Origin of the sequence: Aquimarina algiphila (assembly GCF_947494415.1) — a bacterium.
GTDB classification, from domain to species: Bacteria; Bacteroidota; Bacteroidia; order Flavobacteriales; family Flavobacteriaceae; genus Aquimarina; species Aquimarina algiphila.
This window is the reverse complement of the sequence record NZ_CANLVC010000006.1, coordinates 1-25,172: the sequence shown is the minus strand read 5'-3', so window position 1 is coordinate 25,172 and position 25,172 is coordinate 1. Positions and strand designations below refer to the sequence as shown.

At 33.0% G+C, this 25,172-nt stretch carries 22 protein-coding genes and 1 tRNA gene; 9 read left to right on the top strand and 14 right to left on the bottom strand.

The window, feature by feature from the left end; translation table 11 throughout:
- Positions 1 to 69: 69 nt before the first annotated feature.
- Positions 70 to 1,530 carry an aminoacyl-histidine dipeptidase gene (locus PQF96_RS09360; protein ID WP_271765870.1) on the bottom strand — a complete coding sequence of 487 codons (1,461 nt, stop codon included), beginning with the start codon at positions 1,528 to 1,530 and terminating at the stop codon, positions 70 to 72.
- 133 nt (positions 1,531 to 1,663) lie between these two features.
- On the opposite strand from PQF96_RS09360, the gene PQF96_RS09355 reads away from it, so the two are divergent.
- The gene (locus tag PQF96_RS09355; protein WP_109438117.1) at positions 1,664 to 2,728 is read left to right on the top strand and encodes a DUF3810 domain-containing protein; all 1,065 of its coding nucleotides are present in this window, start codon (positions 1,664 to 1,666) and stop codon (positions 2,726 to 2,728) included.
- A gap of 2 nt (positions 2,729 to 2,730) precedes the next feature.
- Here the strand turns inward: PQF96_RS09355 and PQF96_RS09350 are convergent, their stop codons facing one another.
- Together PQF96_RS09350 and PQF96_RS09345 are read right to left on the bottom strand one after the other, a co-directional pair.
- Positions 2,731 to 3,390, bottom strand: a complete 660-nt coding sequence (locus tag PQF96_RS09350) for a hypothetical protein (RefSeq protein WP_271765869.1) — start codon at positions 3,388 to 3,390, stop codon at positions 2,731 to 2,733.
- A gap of 381 nt (positions 3,391 to 3,771) precedes the next feature.
- A complete protein-coding gene (locus PQF96_RS09345; protein ID WP_271765868.1) occupies positions 3,772 to 4,443 on the bottom strand; it encodes a hypothetical protein in 672 nt (223 codons plus the stop codon).
- 153 nt (positions 4,444 to 4,596) lie between these two features.
- Between PQF96_RS09345 and PQF96_RS09340 the strand changes: the two genes are divergently transcribed.
- Positions 4,597 to 7,584, top strand: coding sequence for an amidohydrolase family protein (locus PQF96_RS09340; RefSeq protein WP_271765867.1), 2,988 nt, complete (start codon positions 4,597 to 4,599; stop codon positions 7,582 to 7,584).
- A gap of 50 nt (positions 7,585 to 7,634) precedes the next feature.
- Positions 7,635 to 8,930, top strand: a complete 1,296-nt coding sequence (locus tag PQF96_RS09335; RefSeq protein ID WP_271765866.1) for an amidohydrolase family protein — start codon at positions 7,635 to 7,637, stop codon at positions 8,928 to 8,930.
- A gap of 78 nt (positions 8,931 to 9,008) precedes the next feature.
- Here the strand turns inward: PQF96_RS09335 and PQF96_RS09330 are convergent, their stop codons facing one another.
- The 9 genes from PQF96_RS09330 to tgt all read right to left on the bottom strand — a co-directional run bounded on the left by PQF96_RS09330 (position 9,009) and on the right by tgt (position 19,575).
- A complete protein-coding gene (locus PQF96_RS09330) occupies positions 9,009 to 10,130 on the bottom strand; it encodes a pyridoxal-phosphate-dependent aminotransferase family protein (protein WP_271765865.1) in 1,122 nt (373 codons plus the stop codon).
- 292 nt (positions 10,131 to 10,422) lie between these two features.
- Positions 10,423 to 11,235 (bottom strand): hypothetical protein, encoded by an 813-nt coding sequence (locus tag PQF96_RS09325; protein ID WP_109438112.1) that lies wholly within the window; start codon positions 11,233 to 11,235, stop codon positions 10,423 to 10,425.
- An 83-nt stretch (positions 11,236 to 11,318) separates the two neighbouring features.
- Entirely contained in the window at positions 11,319 to 12,302 is a 984-nt protein-coding gene (locus PQF96_RS09320) for a DKNYY domain-containing protein (RefSeq protein WP_271765864.1), read from the bottom strand.
- A gap of 126 nt (positions 12,303 to 12,428) precedes the next feature.
- Positions 12,429 to 13,688 (bottom strand): asparagine synthetase B, encoded by a 1,260-nt coding sequence (locus tag PQF96_RS09315; protein WP_200825163.1) that lies wholly within the window; start codon positions 13,686 to 13,688, stop codon positions 12,429 to 12,431.
- A 43-nt stretch (positions 13,689 to 13,731) separates the two neighbouring features.
- A complete protein-coding gene (gene dnaB / locus PQF96_RS09310; RefSeq protein ID WP_271765863.1) occupies positions 13,732 to 15,279 on the bottom strand; it encodes a replicative DNA helicase in 1,548 nt (515 codons plus the stop codon).
- Between the two features lie 168 nt (positions 15,280 to 15,447).
- Positions 15,448 to 16,401, bottom strand: a complete 954-nt coding sequence (locus tag PQF96_RS09305; RefSeq protein ID WP_109438109.1) for an acetyl-CoA carboxylase carboxyltransferase subunit alpha — start codon at positions 16,399 to 16,401, stop codon at positions 15,448 to 15,450.
- Between the two features lie 52 nt (positions 16,402 to 16,453).
- Entirely contained in the window at positions 16,454 to 17,386 is a 933-nt protein-coding gene (locus PQF96_RS09300; protein WP_271765862.1) for a DMT family transporter, read from the bottom strand.
- Positions 17,373 to 18,443 (bottom strand): LptF/LptG family permease, encoded by a 1,071-nt coding sequence (locus PQF96_RS09295; RefSeq protein ID WP_109438107.1) that lies wholly within the window; start codon positions 18,441 to 18,443, stop codon positions 17,373 to 17,375. The genes PQF96_RS09300 and PQF96_RS09295 overlap by 14 nt, the downstream gene beginning before the upstream one ends.
- Before the next feature lies 1 nt (position 18,444).
- On the bottom strand, positions 18,445 to 19,575 hold the full coding sequence (gene tgt, locus PQF96_RS09290; protein ID WP_271765861.1) for a tRNA guanosine(34) transglycosylase Tgt: 1,131 nt from the start codon (positions 19,573 to 19,575) through the stop codon (positions 18,445 to 18,447).
- 176 nt (positions 19,576 to 19,751) lie between these two features.
- On the opposite strand from tgt, the gene PQF96_RS09285 reads away from it, so the two are divergent.
- From PQF96_RS09285 to PQF96_RS09275, 3 genes are all read left to right on the top strand, one after another.
- On the top strand, positions 19,752 to 20,597 hold the full coding sequence (locus PQF96_RS09285) for a transketolase (RefSeq protein ID WP_271765860.1): 846 nt from the start codon (positions 19,752 to 19,754) through the stop codon (positions 20,595 to 20,597).
- A 21-nt stretch (positions 20,598 to 20,618) separates the two neighbouring features.
- Positions 20,619 to 21,572, top strand: a complete 954-nt coding sequence (locus PQF96_RS09280; RefSeq protein ID WP_109438104.1) for a transketolase family protein — start codon at positions 20,619 to 20,621, stop codon at positions 21,570 to 21,572.
- Between the two features lie 164 nt (positions 21,573 to 21,736).
- Positions 21,737 to 22,324, top strand: a complete 588-nt coding sequence (locus PQF96_RS09275; protein ID WP_109438103.1) for a porin family protein — start codon at positions 21,737 to 21,739, stop codon at positions 22,322 to 22,324.
- Positions 22,325 to 22,365: 41 nt separating this feature from the next.
- Here the strand turns inward: PQF96_RS09275 and PQF96_RS09270 are convergent, their stop codons facing one another.
- Positions 22,366 to 23,328 carry an FKBP-type peptidyl-prolyl cis-trans isomerase gene (locus PQF96_RS09270; RefSeq protein WP_271765859.1) on the bottom strand — a complete coding sequence of 321 codons (963 nt, stop codon included), beginning with the start codon at positions 23,326 to 23,328 and terminating at the stop codon, positions 22,366 to 22,368.
- A gap of 90 nt (positions 23,329 to 23,418) precedes the next feature.
- On the opposite strand from PQF96_RS09270, the gene PQF96_RS09265 reads away from it, so the two are divergent.
- The gene (locus tag PQF96_RS09265) at positions 23,419 to 23,814 is read left to right on the top strand and encodes an RNA-binding S4 domain-containing protein (protein ID WP_143916564.1); all 396 of its coding nucleotides are present in this window, start codon (positions 23,419 to 23,421) and stop codon (positions 23,812 to 23,814) included.
- Positions 23,815 to 23,951: 137 nt separating this feature from the next.
- Positions 23,952 to 24,452, top strand: coding sequence for a phosphoribosyltransferase family protein (locus PQF96_RS09260; protein WP_143916563.1), 501 nt, complete (start codon positions 23,952 to 23,954; stop codon positions 24,450 to 24,452).
- Here the strand turns inward: PQF96_RS09260 and PQF96_RS09255 are convergent.
- Positions 24,444 to 24,965, bottom strand: coding sequence for a shikimate kinase (locus PQF96_RS09255; RefSeq protein ID WP_109438268.1), 522 nt, complete (start codon positions 24,963 to 24,965; stop codon positions 24,444 to 24,446). The two genes, PQF96_RS09260 and PQF96_RS09255, sit on opposite strands and share 9 nt — an antisense overlap.
- Before the next feature lie 133 nt (positions 24,966 to 25,098).
- Between PQF96_RS09255 and PQF96_RS09250 the strand changes: the two genes are divergently transcribed.
- Positions 25,099 to 25,171 (top strand) — tRNA-Lys (locus tag PQF96_RS09250).
- Position 25,172 lies beyond the last annotated feature (1 nt).

Sequence of the window (25,172 nt, the reverse complement as noted above, 5' to 3'; positions counted from 1 at the left end):
AAGAAATATAAAAAAGCGTCCTGATCAGGACGCTTTTTTAGTAACTAAAAGAACGATTACTTTTATTATCTATTGCAACGGAATATTTGCTAAAATTTCTTTAACAAACTTCCAATATTTCTGAACAGAAGAAATGCTTGCTCTTTCGTCTGGAGAATGTGCTCCTAAAATTGTCGGACCAAAAGATATCATATCCATATTTGGGTAATTTTGCCCCAAAATACCACATTCTAAACCAGCGTGACAAGCAGCTACATGCGCTTTTTCTCCGTTTAATTTTTGATATAATTCATCTAATACTTTTAGAATTGATGAATTCATATTAGGTGCCCAACCAGGATAATCGCCACCAGTAATTACTTCACACCCTATCAATTCAAAAGTTGCTCTTAATTTATTAACCAAATCTTGTTTAGAGGATTCTACGCTACTTCGGGTTAGGCATTCAATAGTCATTTCTCCATTTCCTATAGTAACTTTTGATATATTGTTAGAGGTTTCTACTAAATCCGAAATCGACGCACTCATCTTATACACTCCATTATGCGCTGCATATAACGCTTTTAACATTCCTTCTTGTACTCCTAATTCCATTACTTTTTCTGGCAGATTAGTTTCCTTAATTTCTATACTAAGATTTGGATCCACTGTACTAAGTTCATTCTTAATTGTTTTTATCAATTCATTGAGCTCAAACTCAAAAGCTTCAGCTTGAACAGTATCAACAACTATATTGGCAAAACTCTCTCTAGGTATAGCGTTACGCAAACTTCCTCCTTTGATTTCACTGATTTGTAGTCCGAAATTTTCAAAACCATCAAACAATAGTCTATTCATTATTCTATTGGCATTTCCCAATCCTTTATGAATATCCATTCCAGAATGACCACCATTAAGCCCTGTAACCGAAATGACATATGCTTTTTTACCTTGTTCTATAGGTTCTTCTCTATAGGTTCTTTTGGCAGTTACATCTATTCCGCCAGCACAGCCTACTCCGATTTCATCATCTTCTTCTGTATCCAGGTTTAAAAGTATGTCCCCTTGTAACCATCCGCCTTCTAACCCCATAGCCCCTGTCATACCAGTTTCTTCATCAATAGTAAAAAGTGCTTCAAGAGCAGGATGAGCAATATCTGTTGCTTCAAGAATTGCCATAATTGTTGCTACTCCTAATCCATTATCAGCACCAAGTGTGGTTCCGTTGGCACGTACCCAATCTCCGTCAACATACATTTCTATTCCTTGAGTATCAAAATCAAAATCAGTATCTGCATTCTTTTGATGAACCATATCCAAATGTGATTGCATTACCACAGTCTTACGATTCTCAAGCCCTGCTGTAGCTGGTTTCTTTATAAGGACATTGCCAACTTTATCAACTTCGGTTATCAATCCTAAAGATGCTCCAAAATCTTTCATAAACGCGATTACACGCTCTTCTTTTTTTGAAGGTCTTGGTACTTCATTAAGATCTGCAAATTTATTCCAAAGTCTTTTGGGTTCTAAGGCTCTTATTTCTGAATTCATATGTGTATTATATTTAGAATTGCGAAATTCTTAATTTAAAATTAAGAATCAAAGTTTCATGAGTTAAACTAATTGATACTAAAAAACTCTTAATTCGTTATCCTAAATTCAGAATTGTAAATATATTTACCCAATGCAATCTAAAACAAAGCTATATCTCACGATATTACTGCCAATTCAGGTCATTCTGGTTAAAGTACTCTCTTTTTTCCCTGATGTTATCGAACAATTTTACAGTAATGGAATTTTTATTTATACTTCTAAAATTCTACGGTATGTATTTGGCTGGATTCCGTTTTCTTTTGGAGATATAGTCTATTGTATTTTGATTGTATTGTTAATTCGATTTTTATTCAAAAAGGTATTTAGAAAAAAAATAATTTGGAAAGAAGTCCTATTCGATATTGGAGCTACCTTATCTATCATTTATGCTAGTTTTCATATCCTATGGGGTATGAATTATTATCGACTGCCATTACATGAAATACTAAAAATTGATGATCAATATACCGAAGTGGAACTTATTAAGGTTTCTGAGAAATTGATTTCACAAGCTAATTCTCTACATTTAGAATTAGAACCCAACGACTCTTTGCCAATACGAATCCCATATACCAAAGACGAAGTTTTTCAAAAAACAGTCCCTGCCTATGATCAACTTAATACCATATTCCCTACATTAAAGTATCATCCTAAGAGTATTAAAACATCACTTTTAAGTCTTCCTCTTACCTACATGGGCTTTAGTGGATACCTAAATCCGATTACTAATGAAGCACAAATAAATGGATTAATTCTTAACTATAAAGCTCCAACAACAAGTTGTCATGAGCAGGCTCACCAATTGGGGTTTGCAAAAGAAAATGAAGCTAACTTTATAGCCGCCTTAACCACAATAAACTATGATGATTCTTATTTTAATTATAGCGGAGTTACATTTGCTTTAAAGTTTTGCTTAAATGACCTCTATCTTCGTAACGAAGAAAAAGCCATTTGTCTTATTGAAAAATTACGTCCGGGAATTCGAAAAAATTATCTAGAGGTAAATCAATTTTGGGAATCCTACGAAAATCCTCTTGAACCTATCTTTAAAAGTACTTATGACAGTTATCTAAAAGCTAACGATCAACCTGATGGATTAGACACGTACAGCTATGTAGTAGCCTTATTAGTTAATTATTACAAAACCAAATTATAGAATTATAATGTATTATAATAACTAACAATTCTAATTAAATCATTTTCTTTTTTATAATTAAGCCCTTTTGAGGAAACGTATTTTTTGATCTCATTTTTTTTATCTCCCAAGACTTTAAGTACATCTTTTTGTTTTAATTTGACCCTAAGTAAATCACCTTCTGATGTCAATATGAAATACCTACGTTTTTCTATATATTTAGCGTTCGTTGACTGTTTATAAGCGTCAATTGCATTTTCACCTTGTTTTATTCTCTTTTCTACCTTCATAACCAAAGAATTTTTTCCTTCTTTTAAAAAAATAAAGAACTGCTTTGTTCCTTCAAAATCTAACATTTTATAAACATACCCTTTGTCCAAAACAACCTTAATATTTTCTTTTTTCAAAATATTAAATACCTCAGTAACTTCTATTTCATCATTTAAACTATTATATCTAACATAAGCTCTACGCAATTTTTTACCGTTTATATATACTGAAGCAAGTTTATTCTCATTTTCATAATACTGATGCCCCTGAACAGTATTTTTTATAGGTTTCCTAACGACTACTCGAGTCCCATAAGCTCCCATATCTGACAGTTCTTCTGCTCTAGAAATCGAATTTTGTCCAACAGCCATATACATTTTCAATAATAAAATTACTAAAAACAAATTTTTCATTTTCCTTTAATTTAAAATTTTCCGAAGCAAATAAACGATTTTTATTCATAATCATAAACCTTAATTAGTAAAATAACATATCAATAATTTTTACCGAATATGGTTAACAATAAACTAATAAGTTAATTATATATTTGAATTATGAAATTAACAATTCCTGGTTAAGTTCACCACTAAACATGCTTTAGATAATTACATTTTAATTGCGATGTAAGCATACAAAATATCTGTTTGAATCATAATTTATTGATAAAAAAACTATGGTTTCCAAACGTTTTCTATTCTATAAAATCTAGGGATCAAAGAATTACACCTAACAGGAATAAAATCGACAATTGCACTTTTTCAATTACCTCCTAAGAATGAAATACTCATAAAGTTTTACAAAGAATTATAATAGTTAATAATCTTAATAAGATCTTTTTCCTTTTTAAAACTTAGTTTTTTTGAAGAAGCAAATTTTTCAATTTCAGTTTTTTTATTTAGTACTTTAAGAATTTCTTTTTTCTTCAGTTTAACATTCTTTATTTCTCCCTTCTCATTATCGATTATGCAATATTTATTAACCTCAATATATCTAGAAGGTGTACTTGTTTCATAACCAGTTGAAGCCTGTTTTCCTGCTTTTATTTTCTTTTGTGCTTTTATTCCTAACGAATATCGCCCTTCATTAAAAACAATAAAAAATTGTTTTCCTCCTTCATAATCATATAATTTATAAGCATATCCATCAAGAGCAACTTCAATATCATCTATTTTTAACATATTAAATGCCTTATCATTTTCAGTAACCTCAATTTCATCTTTGAAAGCATTATATCGAACTAAACACTTACGTGCTCTTTTTTTATCTATATACACTGTAGCAAGACTATTATATTCTTCATAGTATTGATGACCTCGAATACTATTATCAATTGGAGCATTTCTAACAATCATTGTAGTACTGTATGGCGATATAGCTGAACTCCCTTCAGGATCAATTCCATTATCTATAGTTTGCTGTCCAATCATTGAAGTGGTTAATAAAAAGAAGAGTAAAAAGTTTTTCATTATTTTCTTAGATTTTGTTATTACTTTTTACTAAATATCACAAAAATCAAATATTTACCACTATGCCACATGTTAAATAAACCTTAATTAACAAACTCCTTTTGCTTCAACTATTATCTTTAAAATCGATTCAATACACTTTACACAACTCTCATGAAAAAACTTCTATTATCACTTGCAATTGCTTGTGGAATATTAAATTCTCATTCTCAAGATTATTTTCCTAAAAATGATGGAGTTAATACCACAGATTCTAATTACACCGTATTTAAAAATGCGATTATTCACACTACACCTGATACAGAAATCAAAAATGGAATTCTGATTATCCAAAAAGGAAAGATTGTACAGGTAGGTAATTCCTTATCCATTCCCACTAACAGTGTTGTTATTGACCTAAAAGGAAAACATATTTACGCTTCTTTCATTGATCCTTTTACCAACTTTGGTATCGAAAAACCAAAACGCAAAGGGGGTAGTCCATTTAGAGGAAATCCACAATATGAAGCTTCTAGAGAAGGATATTATTGGAATGACCATATACGTCCCGAAACTAATGCTCTAACTCTTTTTAAGTATGACACAAAAAAAGCTACCGAATTCATAAAAGAAGGATTTGGTGTTGTAAATACACATATGCCAGATGGTATAGTGAGAGGAACTGGATTATTAGTAGCATTAAACAATCAAGGAACAGAAGGAGAACGTCTATTAAGTGATCGATCAGCTCAATTTTTATCATTTTCTAAAAGCAATAAAAGCAAGCAAATGTATCCCACTTCTCTAATGGGTAGTATGGCTTTACTTAGACAAATGTATTATGATGCTGATTGGTATGCAGGTGGTAATGCTAATAACAAAGATTTATCATTAGAGGCATTAAACAGAAATAAAAACCTTCCTCAAATTTTTGACGTCGGAAGCAGAATTAATGGTTTTAGAGCAGATAAAGTTGGTGATCAGTTTAATATACAATACATATTAGTGGGTGGTGGAGATGAATATGCTCGTATAGATAAAGTAAAAGCTACTAATGCAAAATATATTATTCCACTTGATTTTCCAGAAGCATATGATGTATCTGACCCTTTCATGGCTAATTTGGTTAGTTTGGGTGATATGCGTCATTGGAATCAAGCTCCAACTAATCCATATGTTTTATCTAAAAACGGAATTACATTTTCTTTGACAACACATAAGTTAAAGAAGATAGCTGATCTAAAAACCAGAATAGTAAAGGCAATTGAACATGGTTTGGATAAAAAAACTGCCATTGCCGCTTTAACCACCATTCCCGCTGAAATCTTAGGAAAAAGTAATCTTTTGGGAAGTATTAAAAAAGGAGCGTATGCCAACTTTTTAATTTCAAAAGATGAGTTGTTTTCAAAGGATAATATTATATATGAAAACTGGATACAGGGTCATAAAAATATTATTAATGACATGAATATTACTGATATTAACGGAAAATATGAATTATCAGTTTCTGGAAAAACATATGATTTATTGATTTCGGGAAAAACCTCTTCTCCTAAAGCTGAATTAAAGCTTGGAGAAACTAAATTAGGGACTAAAATCAATTATAAAAATGATTGGGTAACTATAACATTTACTGATCCAGACACCACAAAAACCCAATATACCAGAATCATTTCAAAAATCGGAGACAACTCAAATTTCTGGAGTGGAAAAACTATACTTCCTAATGGAGCACAAACTTCTTTTTCGGTTAAAAAGAAAACAGAAGATACTGCAGGTACAAAAGATGTTAAAAAAGATGCTAAGAAAAAAGATGCTCCCGAAGTTCTTCCAGTGGTATATCCTAATATAGCTTATGGTAACACTCAATTACCAAAATCTGAAACTATACTATTTAAAAATGCTACGGTATGGACTAATGAGGTAGAAGGGATCATGCAAACTACAGATGTTCTCATCAAGAATGGTAAAATCTCAGCGATAGGTAAAAATCTAAATTCTGGAAATGCTAGAGTAATCGATGCTACAGGAAAGCATCTTACTGCTGGTATTATCGATGAGCATTCTCATATTGCTGCTGCTGCAATTAATGAAGCAGGGCATAACTCTTCTGCAGAGGTTACCATAGAAGATGTTGTTGACCCTGATGATATCAACATTTACAGAAATCTTGCCGGTGGGGTAACTTCTATTCAGATACTTCATGGTTCTGCAAACCCTATTGGTGGACGTTCTGCCATTATAAAGTTAAAATGGGGTGAAGATGCAAATCATCTAATTTACACTAATGCTCCTAAGTTTATCAAATTTGCTTTAGGTGAAAATGTTAAACAAAGTAACTGGCAAAGTTTTAGCCGTTTTCCCCAGTCAAGAATGGGAGTTGAGCAGTTATATGTAGATTACTTTTCTAGAGCAAAAGAATATGAAAAACTAAAGAAAAGTGGGGTTCCTTATCGTAAGGATACAGAAATGGAGACTATAGTAGAAATTCTTAATAGCGAACGTTTTATTAGTTGTCATTCTTATGTACAAAGTGAGATCAACATGCTAATGAAAGTTGCTGAAAAGTTTAACTTTAAAATTAACACATTCACTCATATTCTTGAAGGATATAAAGTTGCTGATAAAATGGCTGCTCATGGTGTAGGTGGATCTACTTTTTCTGATTGGTGGGCATATAAATATGAAGTTAATGATGCAATACCATATAACGCTGCTATTATGCACAAACAAGGTGTGGTAACTGCTATTAACAGTGATGATGGTGAAATGTCTCGTCGTCTTAATCAAGAAGCTGCAAAATCTGTAAAATATGGTGGAGTTAGCGAAGAAGATGCCTTAAAATTTGTGACTTTAAATCCAGCAAAACTATTACACATAGATGATAGAGTAGGCAGTATTAAAGTAGGTAAAGACGCTGATTTAGTATTATGGACCGATCATCCTCTTTCTATATATGCTAAAGCTGAAAAAACTATAATTGAAGGAGCAATTTATTTTGATCTTGAAAAAGATAAAGCTATGAGACAATCTATTACAAAAGAAAAGAACAAGCTTTCTACGATGATGCTAAAAGCAAAAAACAGTGGGCTTAAAACACAGCCTGCCAAGAAAAAGGAAAAACAAAATTTTGAATGTGAAACCTTGGAGACTATTAACTAAATAAAACATTTATCAGACCGAGCTTGCCAAAGTCTATAATCATAAAAAACATGAAAAATATAATTGCCATAATAGTACTCTGTCTCATCTCATACGGAAAGATAAGTGCTCAGCAAACACCTGCAAAAAATCAAAAAACCGCCATTACTATTACTGGAGCCACTGCTCATATCGGTAATGGAGAAGTGATCCAAAACAGTATAATTATTTTTGAAAATGGAAAGATTACCGCAGTTGGCTCATCAGGAAGTTCTGCTTCAAAAGGGACCGTGATTGATGCTTCTGGAAAACATGTTTATCCCGGTTTTATAGCCCCTAACTCTACTTTAGGGCTAGTAGAAATAAGTGCTGTTCGCGCAACAGATGATGATAGTGAAATTGGAAATTACAACCCTCACATTCGCAGTATCATTGCTTATAATGCTGAAAGCAAAATTGTAGAAAGCATGAGACCAAATGGTGTTTTAATAGCTCAGGTAACCCCAAGAGGAGGTAGAATCACAGGAACATCATCGATTGTACAACTAGATGCATGGAATTGGGAAGATGCTGCTATCAAAATTGATGATGGGATTCATATCAATTGGCCAAATACATTTACAAGAGGACGTTGGTGGCTTGGTGAAGACCCTGGGTTTAAAGAAAACAAAAAATACGAAAAACAAGTAACCCAGTTAGTAGATTTTGTTCAGCAAGCTAAAGCCTCGATACAATCTAATAAGGAAACAATAAACCTCCCTCATCATGCAATGAAAGGTCTTTTTGATGGCACTAAAACGTTATTTATGCATGTAGAAACAGAAAAAGGTATTCTAGATGTCATTTCCTTTGCAAAGAATAACAAAATCAAAAAACTAGTTTTAGTAGGAGCATATGAAGGGCATAAAGTAGCTTCACAATTAAAACAGAATAATATTTCTGTACTTAGTACCAGAGCTCATAGTGTTCCTGCTATGGAAGATGATGATTATGATCAACCATATAAAAATGCAAAATTACTTATGGATGCTGGTGTATTAGTTGCAATACAAAATAGTGGCCAGATGGAACGTGCCAATGCTCGAAATTTACCTTTTCAAGCTGGAACTGTTGCCGCGCATGGATTAGACAAAGAAAAAGCGCTACAACTCATTACTGGTAATAGTGCAAAAATCCTTGGCATTGATGACATTGCAGGAACCCTAGAAGTGGGTAAAGACGCTACCCTATTTATTAGCAAAGGCGACGCGTTAGATATGCGCACTAATCAATTAGAAAAAGCATTTATTCAAGGACGTGATATTAGTTTAGAAAGTCATCATACCAAACTTTGGAAACGATATAGTAAGAAATACAATTCTAAGTAACAACTTTTTTAAGTAAATCTAAGAAGATCAAAACAATACACCCCGTAGTTTTTTAAACTACGGGGTGTATTTTAAATTTTAAGCATTAAATTCTTTCATATCTTCAAGAGCGCTGATCAACATATTGACGTGATTAAAGGTACAACTCTCTCCCATAATACCAATTCTCCATATTTTTCCGGAAAAAGCACCTAACCCACCTCCTACTTCAATATTATAATCATTCAATAATATAGAACGTATTAAGTTTTCATCATTTCCATCAGGTAAGAATACAGAATTAAGGTTTGGCAGCCTATATTGTTCTTCTACCAAATATCTAAAGCCTAATTTTTCTAATTTAGTTTTTAGCACTTCATGAACCCGCTGATGCCTTTTCCATCTGTTTTCCAAACCTTCTTCTAAAACGATACGTAAAGATTCTCTCAGTGCATATACAGATGAAACTGGCGCTGTATGATGATAAGCCCGTTTTTCACCACCCCAGTAGTTCTTAACTAAACTAAGATCTAAAAACCAGCTTTGCACCTTAGTTTTTCTATTTTCCAGTACCTTAACCGCTCTATCAGAAAAACTAACCGGGGATAGTCCTGGAGGAGCACTAAGACATTTTTGTGTTCCTGTATATATTGCGTCAATACCCCAATCATCAACTCTTAGTTCTACACCGCAATACGAAGTCACCGCATCAACCATTAATAAACCTCCTGCATTATGAATCAGGTCACTAATTTCTTTAATCGGCTGTAAGGCACCTGTTGATGTTTCTGCATGCACAAGAGCTAACAATTTTGGTTTTGGACACTTGTCTAATACTTTCCTAATGTCTTCTGGTGATATTACGGTTCCCCAAGCTACTTCGACTTTATGTACAATTGCTCCACATCGTTCTGCAATATCAGCCATCCTACCACCAAAAACCCCATTAATGCATATGATAACATCATCACCTGGTTCTAATAAATTCACCAAACAAGTTTCCATCCCTGCGCTTCCGGGAGCTGAGACCACAAAAGATAAATGATTCTTTGTTATAAACGTATCCTGCACCATTGTTTTTACCTCATCCATAATAGTCACGAACTGTGGATCTAAATGTCCTATTAAAGGAGTTGACATTGCTTTAAGTATTCTTGGATGCGCATCAGAAGGTCCTGGACCCATCAAAATTCTATTACTTGTGTTAAGTTCGCTATACATGATTTAGATTTTTACTTGTTATCAACTATATCGTTTTCGCAATCAAAGTTGAATAAAGGATATAAAGTTAGCTAATTCTATAAACCCAAAATTTTGAAATGCACTTGATTTTAGTGAAAATCATATTGAAGAATACTAATCTTATATTTTGGCAATAAAAAGTTAGATGTATTTTGTATAATTCTTAAAAAAGGCATGGAATTTTTATCAAAAAAAGTCAGCTTCTTTGTTTAAAAAAGATGAACCCGTTACTATAGTAACGGGTTCATCTTTTTTAAAATAATCTTTTATTTTATAATGTTTTACTTTCTTCTACAGTAGGTTTTTTAAATAATGAGGGAGAAGGCTTTTCTTTACTTGCGTTAGCATTTGCAAAATTTCTTTCACTCCTTACCTCTCCTACTACACCGTTCTCAAACACTCTCCACTTAAGAGTTTTAGGCAACAATAGCCCGTTTACATCATTCCAATCAGAGTATTCAATTAAATTGATTTTCTCACTTTTTTCTTTACTAAAAAAAGTAACTGTGTATCCTAAAAACTTCATTTTTTTAGATGCTTCATCATAATACACAAAATAATTATCTTTAGGAGAATCTCCAATACCATCACCATATGATATTTTATACCCGGGATATGAAACATCCTCTACTTTAAGATCTTCTATTTTTTCATAAGAAATACCCTCGTCTCCTAACACAAAGGGCATGGCATAAAAATAGAACATTAGGTTATGATAAAAACGAGGGTTTCCTTTGAAGGATGTAGAATCTTCTTGTTCTAACCAAGCTTCATTTCCATCAAACCCTAAAGCAAATTTATCAGTTTCGATACGGGCATGACGTGTTTTAAGATCAGTAGTATGTTTTTCGTTTCCTTCTGGCTTTACCATTTCAAAAATTAGAGTATTCATTTGGTCAAAAGCTTGAATACCTCCATGGGCTGTAAAGACAGCAGCTATATCTTCAGGAAAATTACCTGATCGATCTGGAATAGTTTCTTCTTTTACTGGTTCTGAAACAACAGTTTCTTGTTCTGTTTTTACTTCCTGCTTACAGGATACAAAAGCAACAATTAAAAGTAATAGTGGGATTAGTTTTTTCATAATTAAACTGTATGATATGAGTTAATTTTAGCAGATGTAGTCGTATTAACAACTTAACCTTACAATAAATATCATCACAGTTTTTATTTCTTTACAACTTCTCCTGCTTTGTAAGTATTATTTTTATCAGAAAAAGTATACTTTATATCATTATATTTAAATGTTTTTGAATCTGCACCCGGTATCACCTTCCCATTAAAAAAAACATATTTCACATCTTTAGCATATCCATAACCAATTTCTTCAAAAGAAAAAGCATCTGCTGCTTCTAAAATAACTCCTTCATAATAAATTTTGTCATCTACTTTAATAAAAGCATGATCTTCAAAAAACTTAATCGTTTCGACATCTTTAAAAGGAATATTAATAACCTCATCAACTTCTTCATAATTTCTTCTACCTATATGTATATAAATATACTTATCATCTCGAATACAAGAATTGGTCAACGCTACGACTTCGGAGAGATTTACTTCCTTTATTATACGTAGCGGTTTTTGATACCAATAAAAATAAACCCCATTATTATCTTTACAAAACTCGTCGTTAATCACTTCAAAAGATTCGTGATTTACTTCTTTAATTTTTTCATTATTTCTGAATACAAAATTTTTATCCTTTGCAAAATTATAATTTAATTGTACATATGTATTTGGATCTGCATCTTCTAGGATCTTAAAACCTTCCCTAGAATCGTCTAAATAATAGAGATCATCTACAAGAACATAAACATAATTTTTATCTAGAGGAACATACCCTTCTTTTACATTAAATGAAGGCACATCTATTTGAAAATTGATTGCTCTAGACTTAAAATAAGCATATTGTTGATCTTTTGCATAATCCCTTCCCAGAACCTTAAAAGTAGAAAGATCAACATCCATTTCATGTTTCCCAAGAGAAAACCAATTTCCCATCGGACTATATATTATATGCTCTTTATCCCTAGAATAAAAATAGGAATCTGATACTTCTTCATTTACCAATTCACCAAATGGGTTAAAAAATCTATAAATTCCATATCCAACCAATGAAATAATAATTACAAATATTACTGCTAATGTCATTAATACTTTTTTTATCATAACTTTTTTCATCAATATTATGAACCAAAAACAAAGCTATAAAAAGCAATACATAAGTTTATCCCAATAAACAGTGAAATTATATATATAAGTGAAGTACTTTGAGGCTTAGGTTTTTTGCTTTTTCTTTTTTGCAGCAGGAAAGAGTACATTATTTAAAATCAATCGATATCCAGGTGAATTGGGGTGCAACTCCAGTTCTGTTTTCGGATCTCCCACCCTATGTGTATAATCCTCGGGATCATGTCCTCCATAAAATGTAAAAAAACCTTTTCCTTTGATTCCGTGTATATAACGAGCTTCTGAATTTGTCTTATTTTCACCCAATACCAGAACATTGGATTTAATCTCATTTGGATTATATGCAGTGGTTTGCCCCATAAAACCTTTTACTAAGGCTGTATGATTTTGGCAAAGCATTGTTGGGATTGGATCCCATTTTGCAGAAAAATCCATGAGAGTGAAATAATCTGTGGTTTTAGAGATACGACGATTTCTGGTCATATCAATAGAAGAAAACTCATAGACATTCGGGCTGCGTTCTAATGTAAAGTTTTTAAATGCAAACGTTTTATTATAGTCAATTTTAGACTGATATCCGGGTTCGCTAGGATCTCCATCAAACATAGGCTCACAAATATCTACTCCTTCTGCTGCCAAAGCAATCTCAAAACTATCAGTAGCACTACACATTGCAAACATAAATCCTCCTCCAACAACGTAGTCTCTAATTTTTAAAGCTACCGCTAGTTTTTCTTGTGATACCTTTGGATATCCCAAATCCAAAGCTAGTTTCTCTGCTGCAGCTTTTTCTCTAATATACCAGGGTGCAGCTCTATAAGAAGCATAAAATTTACCATATTGTCCTGTAAAGTCCTCATGATGCAGATGCAACCAGTCATATAATATTAGATTATCTTCTAGAACTTCTTTATCGTATATCGTTTCATAAGGAATTTCAGCAAACGTTAACACCATAGTTACAGCATCATCCCATGGCTGATTTCCTTTTGGAGAATACACAGCTATCTTAGGTGCTTTTTCTAATACTACAGCTTCCATATTCTGAGAAGGACTACTAATTTCTTCAAGAATCTCTTCTGTTTCTCCATCGCTAAGTACCTCATAAGAGATTCCTCGGATAGTACATTCTTTTCTTATATTTTCGGTATCAGGCAAGAGAAAAGAACCACCTCTATAATTTAACAACCATTTTACTTTCAGATCTTTACTTAAAGTCCAATAGGTAATCCCATAAGCTTTTAGATGATTTTGCTGGCTTTCTGCGTCCATTGGTATCAATACATAAGAAGCATAGGATTGAAATGTAAACAGAAATAAAAATAATAAAACAACAAAAGATTGCATCCTTCTTTTAATCATAAAAGTAGATTTCTGAGTCGCAAATATTTTAAAAAGGTACTTCATCATCATCATCATTAGAATCATTTATGCTACTCCCAAAAGCTTCATCTGCACTAGGAAGATTACCTGTTTTAAAAGGTTCTTCTTCCCCACCATCATTCATCTTAGAATGAAATTCGAAAGGAGTACTAAAGTCATCTAAGTTATCAAATTTACCTAAGTGACCAATAAATTTTAACCTAATATTTTCTAAACCACCGTTACGGTGTTTTGCAACAATGAACTCTCCTTGCCCTTGAGTAGGTGATCTTTCTTCATCATCCCACTCATCAATTTTGTAATATTCTGGTCTAAAAATAAAAGCAACAATATCTGCATCCTGTTCTATTGCTCCAGATTCACGCAGGTCACTAAGTAGTGGTCGTTTGCTCCCTCCACGAGTTTCTACTGCACGTGATAGCTGAGATAAGGCTATTACGGGAATATTTAATTCTTTTGCCAAAGCTTTCAAGTTACGAGAAATTGTAGAAATCTCTTGTTCCCTGTTTCCATTCTTACCGCTTCCTCCCGCTGTCATTAGTTGAAGGTAGTCAATTACAATCATTCTAATACCATGTTGCGATGCCAGACGTCGCGCCTTAGCTCTAAGGTCAAAAATTGATAAAGAAGGCGTATCATCAATAAACAAAGGAGCTTTTTCTAAATCTTTAACTTTTACGTTAAGTTGCTCCCACTCATGTTTTTCTAATTTACCCGTACGTAATTTTTCTGAAGAAAGTCCTGTTTCTGAAGAGATCAAACGTGTAATCAATTGTACTGAAGACATCTCTAAAGAGAAAAAAGCTACAGGAATATTACTTCCTACGGCCATATTTCTAGCCATCGATAAGGTTAAAGCGGTTTTACCCATACCTGGACGAGCAGCTACAATAATTAAATCACTTGGTTGCCAACCTGAAGTTAATTTATCAAGCTTATCGAATCCAGAAGGAACTCCACTCATTCCTTCTTTGTTTGATATCTCTTGTATTTTTTTCTTTGCTTGTATTACAAGATTTTGAGCACTTTCTGTAGATCGTTTTATGTTTCCTTGTGTGACTTCATATAATCTGGATTCTGCCATATCCAAAAGATCAAAAACGTCTGTAGTTTCATCATATGATTCTTCTATAATCTCATTTGAAATTTTAATCAAACTACGTTGAATATATTTCTGGAGAATAATACGAGCATGAAACTCTATATGGGCAGAAGATGCTACTTTTTGAGTTAATTGTATTAAATAATAGTCTCCTCCTGCCAGTTCTAGCTTTGAGTCTTTTTTTAATTGGGTAGAAACCGTTAATAAGTCGATTGGCTCAGAGTTTTCGAAGAGTTTAAATATAGCTTCGAATATGTATTGATGCGCTTCTCGATAAAAAACATCTGGATTAAGAATATCAATAATTTCATCAACCCCTTTTTTATCAATCATCATTGCTCCAAGCACAACTTCCTCTAAATCAACTGCTTGAGGAGGTATTTTTCCTTTCTCCAGCGATATTACGTTCCCCCGACCGTAATTTATTTGCTGAGCTTGCTGTACTTTTTCCATGACTACGAATGTAAAAAAATTGTAAAGAGATGTACCTACATATAAAGATACGAATGTTCACCGGTCTTCAACAAAAGAACTGTTAATAAGTTTATATTATTGTTAATAAGCATAAAAAAATCTGAAGCTTACAACTTCAGATTTATGTAGTAAGTGATTCTTTAAGGGTTAATCTTTAAAGACTCCCATATTCGCATATTTTTCCATACGATTTTCAACCAATACTTCTGGTGATAAGTTTTTTAATTCTTCAAAAGATGATAGAATTTTATCTCGTACTGTTTTGAAGGTAGTTTCCCGATCGCTATGAGCTCCTCCTAATGGTTCTTTAACGATTTCATCCACCACTTTCAGTTTAACACTATCTTTTGCAGTAAGTTTTAGTGCTTCTGCAGCTTGTTCTTTTTGGTCCCAGCTTCTCCATAAAATAGAAGAACAATTTTCTGGTGAAATAACAGAATACCATGCATTCTCAAGCATTAGTACTTTATCACCTACTCCTATTCCTAATGCTCCTCCACTTGCTCCTTCACCAATAATAATTACAATTACAGGAACTTTAAGCCTAGTCATTTCTAATATATTGCGAGCAATAGCTTCTCCTTGTCCACGTTCTTCTGCTTCTAATCCAGGATAAGCTCCTGGTGTGTCAATAAAACTAACTACCGGGATATTAAATTTCTCTGCACTTTTCATTAAACGGAGTGCCTTGCGATATCCTTCTGGATTTGCCATTCCAAAATTACGATACTGTCTTGTTTTTGTATTATAGCCTTTTTGCTGACCAATAAACATAAAACTTTGGTTTCCTATTTTTCCTAAACCTCCAATCATCGCTTTATCATCACGAACAGTTCGATCTCCATGCAGTTCTAAGAAAGATTCTCCACAAATTGCATCGATATAATCCAAGGTATAAGGTCTAGAAGGATGTCTAGATAATTGAACCCTTTGCCATGGAGTAAGGTTCTTATATATTTCTTTTTTGGTTTCTTTCAGTTTTTTTTCAATCTGCTTACAGGTGTCTGTTACATCAACTTCACTCTCTTCACCTATGGCGCAAGCCTTCTCGAATTGTTCTTCAAGCTCTTTAATGGGGAGTTCAAATTCTAAATATTCCATAACTAAGAATATAATTTATATTAACTAGGGTTAGCGGACAAATATAAAAACTTTACTTCGTAATGTTACCTAAAGTTGTCTGTCTTTTTCTTTTTTTAGCATTTTTGAATATTCCATTCAAAACAACTGTAGACAAAATAATGATTGCTCCGTAGTAAAACTGGGGGTTCATCTTTTCTGTTTCACCAAAAATTAAAAATGCTAATAGTATACCATAAACAGGTTCTAAGTTGATTGTTAACATTACCGTATAAGGACTTAAATACTTCATTACCTGCACAGAACCTATAAAAGCATATGCTGTACAAACAGATGCCAGTATCAACATATACATCCAATCAGAAGTAGATAGTTGAAAAAAAGAAACAGTAAAACCTTCTGTAGGTGTTCCAAAAATTGTTAACCCCAATAAATAAAGTGTAATTACCCCTACACCACATAATAACTCATAAAAAGAAATCATTGAAGGATTATATTGTTGGGCTATTTTTCCATTCATTAAAGAGAAAACAGAAGATAAAAATGCGGAACACAATGCGTATATGATTCCTAAAAGATAATCCCCTTCTACTTGAAAAATAATATACAAACCTGTAATTACAAGTACTCCAAAAAGTACTTCATACCAAATCACTTTTCTCTTATAAAAGATTGGCTCTAGGATTGATGTAAAGAACGCACCTGTAGATAGCATTGCTAAAGTAATAGAAACATTAGAAACTTTGATTGCTGCAAAAAAGGTAATCCAGTGTAACGCAATAACAATACCAGCAAAAAAAAGGATAAAAAACAATTTCCTTGAGATGGTTAACGATACTTTCTTAACGTAGATGTACCCAAGAATAAATCCAGATGCTAATAACATTCTATACCAAACTAATGGCAATGCTTCAATTGATATTAACTCGCCAAGTATTGCGGTAAATCCCCAAACAAATACTATAAAATGTAAATGCAGATAATTTTTAAATTTAGCGTTTGGCATTGTATAATAAATATATAGCTAAAATTCCGAAGGATATATTGGGAAACCAGACCGCTACAATAGGTGGAAAATCAGACTGATTAGCAAGGGTCCCCAAAACTTTATCAAAAAATATAAAAACAAAAGCCAAAGAAATACCTACAGCAAGGTTCACCCCCATACCTCCTCTTCTTTTCATAGATGAAACTGCTACTCCAATAATGGTTAGGATAAATGCTGATATCGGCAAACTCCATCTTTTATATGCAACTACCTTATATCTATTAATGTCAGAAGATCCTCTTTTACTTTCTTTCTCTATAAACTTACTAAGTTCTGCATAATTAAGAGTTTCAGCGACGTAAGAGACGGATGTAAATTCATCAATATTAAAAGGTAAGACTGTATCTTTTGTTTTACCTTTCTCGATAATGTCTCTATCTTTTAAAACTCTTCGCTTTACATAATTTTGTAATTCATAAATACTGTCTTTAAATGTAATTTTTTTGGCAGATATCTTTGTTGTTAATGTATTACCGCTAAAATATTCTATAGTAAAGTTAGTCGCAGATTTATCTAAAGGTTTAAAATTATTGGCATATAGAAAGACACTATCATTAAGTTGACGATATATGTTCTTAGTATCCTGTACTTTTCGTCCTTTCTTAAGATAAGAATATTTAAATTCATTAAACCCTTTACTAGCTCTTGGTGCTAGAAATAACCCCATAACCAATGCGCCTAGACAAATGAGAACAGCTCCAATCATATAAGGGCGAAGAAACCTCCAGAAAGAAACCCCTGAACTCAAAAAAGCTATAATTTCGGTTTTATTTGCCAGCTTAGATGTAAACCAAATTACAGATAGAAATACAAAAAGTGGAAATAATAAATTGGCAAAATAGACTGTAAAATCAAGATAATACCCAACTATAGCATTAAAAGGAACACTATGTTCTAGCATGTTATCTATTTTTTCAGAAAGATCTACTATAATTCCTATCGGAATAAACAACAGAATCATTGTAAAAAATGTACCTAAATACCTTTTAAGTATGTACCAATCTAATATCTTCAATCTATAATCTTTTATCCATTTGTTTAACCATCATATTTTTCCAGGAATTAAAATCCCCAGCTAATATATGTTTTCTTGCCTCTCTAACCAACCATAAATAAAAGCCTAAATTATGTATGGTTGCAATCTGTTTCCCTAACAATTCATTTACAGAGAATAGATGTCTTAGATAAGCTTTTGAATACTCTGTGTCTACAAAGGTGATTCCCATCTCATCAATTGCAGAAAAATCATCTTCCCATTTTTTATTTTTTATGTTAATAGTACCATGTGCCGTAAATAACATTCCATTTCGCGCATTACGCGTAGGCATAACGCAATCAAACATATCTACCCCCAAAGCAATATTTTCTAATATGTTAATAGGCGTACCCACTCCCATAAGATACCTTGGTTTATCTTCTGGTAAAATATTAGTGACAACCTCTGTCATTGCATACATTTCTTCAGCAGGTTCTCCTACAGATAATCCTCCTATTGCATTACCCACAGCTCCTGCATTTGCAATATACTCTGCAGATTGTTCTCTTAGATTTTTATATGTACTTCCTTGGACAATCGGAAAAAAAGCTTGATCATACCCATACTTAACCGGAATTTTTTCTAAATGTTGCATACAACGATCCAACCACCTATGAGTCATATGCATACTTCTTTTTGCATATCTATAGTCACAAGGGTACGGAGTACACTCATCGAAAGCCATAATAATATCTGCTCCAATTGTACGCTGAATCTCCATTACATTTTCTGGAGTAAAAACATGATAAGAGCCATCTATATGCGATTTAAACTTTACGCCTTCTTCTTTTATCTTACGATTAGCTGACAAAGAATACACCTGATATCCACCACTATCTGTAAGAATATTTCTATCCCAATTCATGAACTTATGCAGTCCTCCTGCTTTTTCCAAAATTGGTGTTTGAGGTCTTAAATATAAATGATATGTATTTCCTAATATAATATCAGGGTTAATATCATTTTTCAACTCTCTTTGGTGTACTCCTTTTACAGTAGCTACAGTACCAACCGGCATAAAAATTGGAGTTTCGATAATACCGTGATCTGTGGTTATTTTTCCTGCTCTCGCTTTACTTTGAGAGTCTTTGGACAAAAGGTCAAATTGCATAATTCCTATTTGGTAGAGCGCAAAGATAACTAACTAAAATCACTTTGATAAACTTAGGTTTTCGAAAACTTTTCGTTATTAACAATAGTTTCTTAATTAAAAGCGCTGTATACATTTTGTCACCGTATACAAAACCTGTATTTTTGGGCTTTTATTATCAAGAAATCAGCATTATAATGCCAAAAACAAAACAATTAGAGGATTTTGCAACACAGGTTCGCAGAGACATTTTAAGACAAGTACACAAAGTCAATTCTGGTCATCCAGGTGGTTCTTTAGGTTGTACAGAATTTTTTGTCGCCCTTTTTCAAGAGGTTTTAGAACGAAAAGACGATTTTGACATGGATGGTATAGGTGAAGATATTTTCTTCCTATCTAATGGTCATATTTCACCTGTGTACTACAGCGTATTGGCAAGAAGCGGATACTTTCCTGTAGAAGAACTTAACACTTTCAGGCTAATCAACAGCAGATTACAAGGACACCCTACTACACATGAGGGACTTCCTGGTATCAGAATTGCTTCTGGATCATTAGGACAGGGAATGTCTGTCGCTCTGGGAGCAGCACAAGCCAAGAAACTAAACAATGATCCTCATCTTGTATATAGCCTTCATGGTGATGGAGAGCTTCAAGAAGGTCAAAATTGGGAAGCTATTATGTATGCCGCTGGAAAAAAAGTAGATAATATTATTGCTACTATTGATCTTAATGGTCAGCAAATTGATGGGTCTACCGATGATGTACTTGCTATGGGAAGTCTAAAAGGTAAATTTGAAGCTTTTGGATGGGACGTTTTGGAAGTAAAAAATGGTAATAATATCAACACTGTAATTGAAGGACTTCAGGAAGCTAAGAGCAGAACAGGAAAAGGGAAACCAGTTTGTGTATTATTACACACTGTAATGGGTAATGGAGTTGATTTTATGATGCATACTCATGCATGGCATGGTAAAGCTCCTAATGACGAGCAATTAGCAATTGGATTAGAGCAAAACCCTGAAACATTAGGTGACTATTAAATTACCCAAATTAAAAACAAAATGAAAAAATATATAGATACAGGAAAAAAGGATACACGTTCTGGTTTTGGAGCCGGTTTGGAAGAATTGGGAAAAACTAATGAAAATGTAGTAGCCTTATGTGCTGATTTGATTGGTTCTTTAAAAATGGATGCTTTTATTGCAAATCATCCTGAGCGTTTTTTCCAGATAGGTATTGCTGAAGCAAATATGATGGGAATTGCAGCCGGATTAACCATAGGGGGTAAAATTCCTTTTACAGGAACATTTGCAAATTTTTCGACTGGTCGCGTTTATGATCAAATACGTCAATCTATCGCATATAGTGGTAAAAATGTAAAGATTTGTGCTTCTCATGCTGGATTAACTTTAGGAGAAGATGGTGCTACACACCAAATCCTTGAAGATATAGGTCTTATGAAAATGCTTCCTGGGATGACTGTAATCAACACATGTGATTATAACCAAACAAAAGCAGCTACAATTGCCATAGCAGATCATCAAGGTCCTGTTTACTTACGTTTTGGCAGACCAAAAGTAGCTAATTTTACTGCGGAAGATCAAAAATTCGAAATCGGAAAAGCCGTTCTATTACAAGAAGGTACTGATGTTACTATTGTGGCGACTGGTCACTTGGTTTGGGAAGCATTACAAGCCGCTGAATCATTATCAGAGCAAGGAATAAGTGCAGAAGTTATTAATATACACACGATAAAACCATTAGATGACGAAGCAATATTAAATTCTGTAAAGAAAACAGGTTGTGTTGTTACTGCAGAAGAACATAATTTCTTGGGAGGTTTAGGAGAAAGTGTTTCTAGAGTTCTAACTAAAAATCATCCTACTCCACAAGAATTCATTGCTACTAATGATACTTTTGGAGAAAGTGGAACACCTGCACAACTTATGGAAAAATATGGTTTAAACGCTGAAGCCATCGTTAAAGCTTCTCAAAAAGCAATACAAAGAAAATAATACTTATAAAATAAAGCATATTTAAGAAAACCTTCTGATTTATTTCAGAAGGTTTTTTGTTTTTAGAAAGAATAAAAAGGTATTCTAATCGTTTTATAAACACTAGCCATTACACCAAAATCACTCAAATTATTTATTAATCTTTAAAGTAAAATTATTTTACAATGAAAAATGTATTTGTATTTTTTTTGTTATTTATCTCTTGCTCTCTTTTTGCTCAGGAGAAAAAAATAACTTTTGGAGTAAAGGCTGGTCTTAATTATGGAGACAATGGTAAAATCGAAGTTGCAGATGTAACCAGTGTTCGGGCAGACGATCGAGTCGGCTACCATCTAGGTGTATTTTTGAGAGGAAAATTAACTGACAATATTTATCTTAAACCAGAATTACAATACACTGTAAACAATAGTACATATACTAATGTTGGAGGAACCGATCTTGATTATAATATCAAAAAACTAGACTTGCCTATTCTTCTGGGAATTTCTGTTTTAGGACCTATACATGTCTTTGGAGGACCTTCTTTGCAATATATAGTAGAAAACGACCTGGAAGACGTAAGGCTTGGTGATGTCAAAAACGAGTTTACCGTCGGCCTACAATTTGGAGCCGGTTTACAATTAGGGAGTTTTAATGCAGACATTAGATATGAGAGAGGGTTAAGTAAAAACCGAGCAGAATCTATAGATGATGGAATTAGAGTAGATTCTAGACCTAATCAATTTATAATAGGCGTCTCTCTGGATTTATAATAATTAACAAAAAACTCCGGTATATGTACCGGAGTTTTTTGTTAATTATTTTTCACATCTCTATCATCAGGGTCGAGATGATTACTCACTCCATCCCCATCATCATCATAAAATGTTATTTCATCTATAGTTATAATACCATCAGCATTACTATCCGTAACTGTAATTTCATCTCTGGTTAGTGTACCATCACCATCATCATCAATATCAAGATAATTTGGAGATACATCTCCGTCGGTATTATCATCTGCAACTATACGATCACCATCAAGATCTTCAAGATCAGAAGGAATTCCGTCTCTATCGTGATCAGATTGATTCACTTTATACAATTGTATATTAAAAATCAAAGGCGAGTAAGATGGGATTCCTGGTTGAGCAGCATTAAAATACCCAAGCCCTGAAGGAATAAACACCACCAAATGTCCAAACCCGGTTGCCGTTACTGTACCATCAGGATTCTCAACAAAATTTTCACTAAGAGTTCCTTTAAAGTCCACTACAGCTTCTCTCCATCCTTCTATTAGACTTTCCTGATTAAACCATATAGGAGTAATCGCGCTATCAAATCCATTATCATCATCAAATAGTAATTCACCCTTATAGGTTACCAAAGTAGAATCTGCAAAGCTAGGTTGTAGTGGTCCTTCTCCTTTATTTAAATTTAGAATATATAAATTATACTCTACATCATTACTAGTAACTTTTTTTGTAGTTAGAAGATCAGAATCGATAATTGCTGACTCTCCACTATTAGCTCCTTCGATAGTATCTAATTTGACAATTTGATATTCTGGAGTAGTATCTCCATTTATAAACACATCTTCGACTTTATAAAAATGAGTTTTTAAATACTCCTGAAGCATTGCATCATCAGTAACTTGTTGCTCTGCTCTATCTCTAGCAGGAATAGCTGCCGCTGCTTCATCGTCATCATCACTTTTACAAGCATATAAAGATACCACAACCAACACAATGGCAAAAATATATTTTCTTACATTCATCTAATTACTTTTTTGAAGGCGCAAGATACGATTTTCTTGTACTTTTGCTTTACAATTATTTAATATAAAAACGCATTTTAATATTTTTTTATGCGAGTTGACAAATATTTATGGTGTATCAGATACTTTAAAACAAGAAGTATCGCAACAAAAGCATGTAAAGAAGGTAAAGTTAGGGTAAATGATACCCTTATTAAACCTTCCAGAGAAATTTATCCAATGGATAAAATTACTGTTCGCAAAAATCAAATCAACTATGAACTTGTTGTATTAGATACACCTGATAATCGAATTGGAGCAAAGCTCGTCGATATATACCGTAAAGACACCACTCCTAAGGAAGCGTTGCAAAAATTAGACCTTTTAAAGTATTCTAAAGATTATTATCGAAAAAAAGGGACTGGAAGGCCTACAAAAAAAGATAGACGAGATATCGATGATTGGTATATTGATGGCACGAATACTGCGAGTGAAGAAGAAGAATAGTTTAGGTAAAAGTTTCTAAAATTCGCAAAACCATTAGAATTTGATAGATTGCATCAAGGTTAACAAACTCTTTTTTATATTTGAAAATCTTTAATCGTCTACCTGTTATTCTATAATAGTGACTAATGAATCTAAGTATGCAAACAGACCACAATATAATCCTTACGCACGAGCAAATACAACATAAAATAAAACGAATTGCATATCAAATCTACGAAACTAATGTAGACGAAAAAGAAATCATAATTGCCGGAATTGCAGAAAACGGATACGTTTTTGCACAGAGATTAAAAGAGACATTAGAAGATATTTCAAACATCCAGGTTACGTTATGCACAGTCACAATGGATAAAAAATCTCCTCAAAATACTGTAAAGACATCGTTAAACTCTTCTGAATATAAAAACAAGTCTTTAATTCTTGCTGATGATGTTCTTAATTCGGGAACAGCTCTTATCTATGGTGTAAAACACTTTTTAGATGTTCCTTTAGTTAGGTTTAAAACCGCGGTTTTAGTAAACAGAAATCACAAGAAATATCCTATCAAGGCAGATTTTAAAGGTATTTCTTTATCCACTTCATTACATGAGCATGTCATAGTACAATTTGGAGGAGAAGATCGTGCATATCTAAAATAACGCAGAAATACTTTCTTCACTTATTTGATTTGCATCTTTTTGATCTGTAACCACCTTATAATCGGCTTGATTATAGTAGAAGGATCTTTCGAAAAGATGTTTACGAACAAAATCTTTAAGTTCATCGATCGTTGTGATATGAGCAATTAGTGGTCTTTTATTCCGTTCTGCAAATAATCTTTTTGTCAGTTCATCCAATGATGTTTGTAAGTAAATACTTTTTGTATTTTCATTTTCTTTCACAATTTCAAGATTTCCCGCAAAACAAGGTGTACCTCCGCCAAGTGAAATTACACTATCAGTATGCTTATCTAAGACCTCTTTTAGGTATAATGATTCCTTTTTTCTGAAATATATCTCGCCGTGATCTTCAAAAATTTTTGAAATTGTTTTTTTTTCTTGATTTTCTATATATTCATCCAAATCAAGGTATTCTAATTTCATTTTTTTTGCCAAGTCTCTGCCTACCAAGGATTTTCCGCTCCCCATATACCCAATTAAAACTATACTCATATCATAAAAATTAAGTTGATATTGCTCAAAAGAAATATCATTTAAAATAAAATGCAAATTTATATCAATTTCTTCTTGAAAAATAAATTAATGATAGTATATTTGCACCCGCATTCAAGGAAAAAGAATGTATGACCTGGTAGCTCAGTTGGTAGAGCATCTCCCTTTTAAGGAGAGGGTCCTGGGTTCGAGCCCCAGCCCGGTCAC

Bases quoted from the DNA above. Each gene is read 5' to 3' on its own strand.
- PQF96_RS09360 (WP_271765870.1), bottom strand. From the start codon at position 1,530: ATGAATTCAGAAATAAGAGCCTTAGAACCCAAAAGACTTTGGAATAAA.
- PQF96_RS09355 (WP_109438117.1), top strand. From the start codon at position 1,664: ATGCAATCTAAAACAAAGCTATATCTCACGATATTACTGCCAATTCAG.
- PQF96_RS09350 (WP_271765869.1), bottom strand. From the start codon at position 3,390: ATGAAAAATTTGTTTTTAGTAATTTTATTATTGAAAATGTATATGGCT.
- PQF96_RS09345 (WP_271765868.1), bottom strand. From the start codon at position 4,443: ATGAAAAACTTTTTACTCTTCTTTTTATTAACCACTTCAATGATTGGA.
- PQF96_RS09340 (WP_271765867.1), top strand. From the start codon at position 4,597: ATGAAAAAACTTCTATTATCACTTGCAATTGCTTGTGGAATATTAAAT.
- PQF96_RS09335 (WP_271765866.1), top strand. From the start codon at position 7,635: ATGAAAAATATAATTGCCATAATAGTACTCTGTCTCATCTCATACGGA.
- PQF96_RS09330 (WP_271765865.1), bottom strand. From the start codon at position 10,130: ATGTATAGCGAACTTAACACAAGTAATAGAATTTTGATGGGTCCAGGA.
- PQF96_RS09325 (WP_109438112.1), bottom strand. From the start codon at position 11,235: ATGAAAAAACTAATCCCACTATTACTTTTAATTGTTGCTTTTGTATCC.
- PQF96_RS09320 (WP_271765864.1), bottom strand. From the start codon at position 12,302: ATGACATTAGCAGTAATATTTGTAATTATTATTTCATTGGTTGGATAT.
- PQF96_RS09315 (WP_200825163.1), bottom strand. From the start codon at position 13,688: ATGCAATCTTTTGTTGTTTTATTATTTTTATTTCTGTTTACATTTCAA.
- dnaB (WP_271765863.1), bottom strand. From the start codon at position 15,279: ATGGAAAAAGTACAGCAAGCTCAGCAAATAAATTACGGTCGGGGGAAC.
- PQF96_RS09305 (WP_109438109.1), bottom strand. From the start codon at position 16,401: ATGGAATATTTAGAATTTGAACTCCCCATTAAAGAGCTTGAAGAACAA.
- PQF96_RS09300 (WP_271765862.1), bottom strand. From the start codon at position 17,386: ATGCCAAACGCTAAATTTAAAAATTATCTGCATTTACATTTTATAGTA.
- tgt (WP_271765861.1), bottom strand. From the start codon at position 19,575: ATGCAATTTGACCTTTTGTCCAAAGACTCTCAAAGTAAAGCGAGAGCA.
- PQF96_RS09285 (WP_271765860.1), top strand. From the start codon at position 19,752: ATGCCAAAAACAAAACAATTAGAGGATTTTGCAACACAGGTTCGCAGA.
- PQF96_RS09280 (WP_109438104.1), top strand. From the start codon at position 20,619: ATGAAAAAATATATAGATACAGGAAAAAAGGATACACGTTCTGGTTTT.
- PQF96_RS09275 (WP_109438103.1), top strand. From the start codon at position 21,737: ATGAAAAATGTATTTGTATTTTTTTTGTTATTTATCTCTTGCTCTCTT.
- PQF96_RS09270 (WP_271765859.1), bottom strand. From the start codon at position 23,328: ATGAATGTAAGAAAATATATTTTTGCCATTGTGTTGGTTGTGGTATCT.
- PQF96_RS09265 (WP_143916564.1), top strand. From the start codon at position 23,419: ATGCGAGTTGACAAATATTTATGGTGTATCAGATACTTTAAAACAAGA.
- PQF96_RS09260 (WP_143916563.1), top strand. From the start codon at position 23,952: ATGCAAACAGACCACAATATAATCCTTACGCACGAGCAAATACAACAT.
- PQF96_RS09255 (WP_109438268.1), bottom strand. From the start codon at position 24,965: ATGAGTATAGTTTTAATTGGGTATATGGGGAGCGGAAAATCCTTGGTA.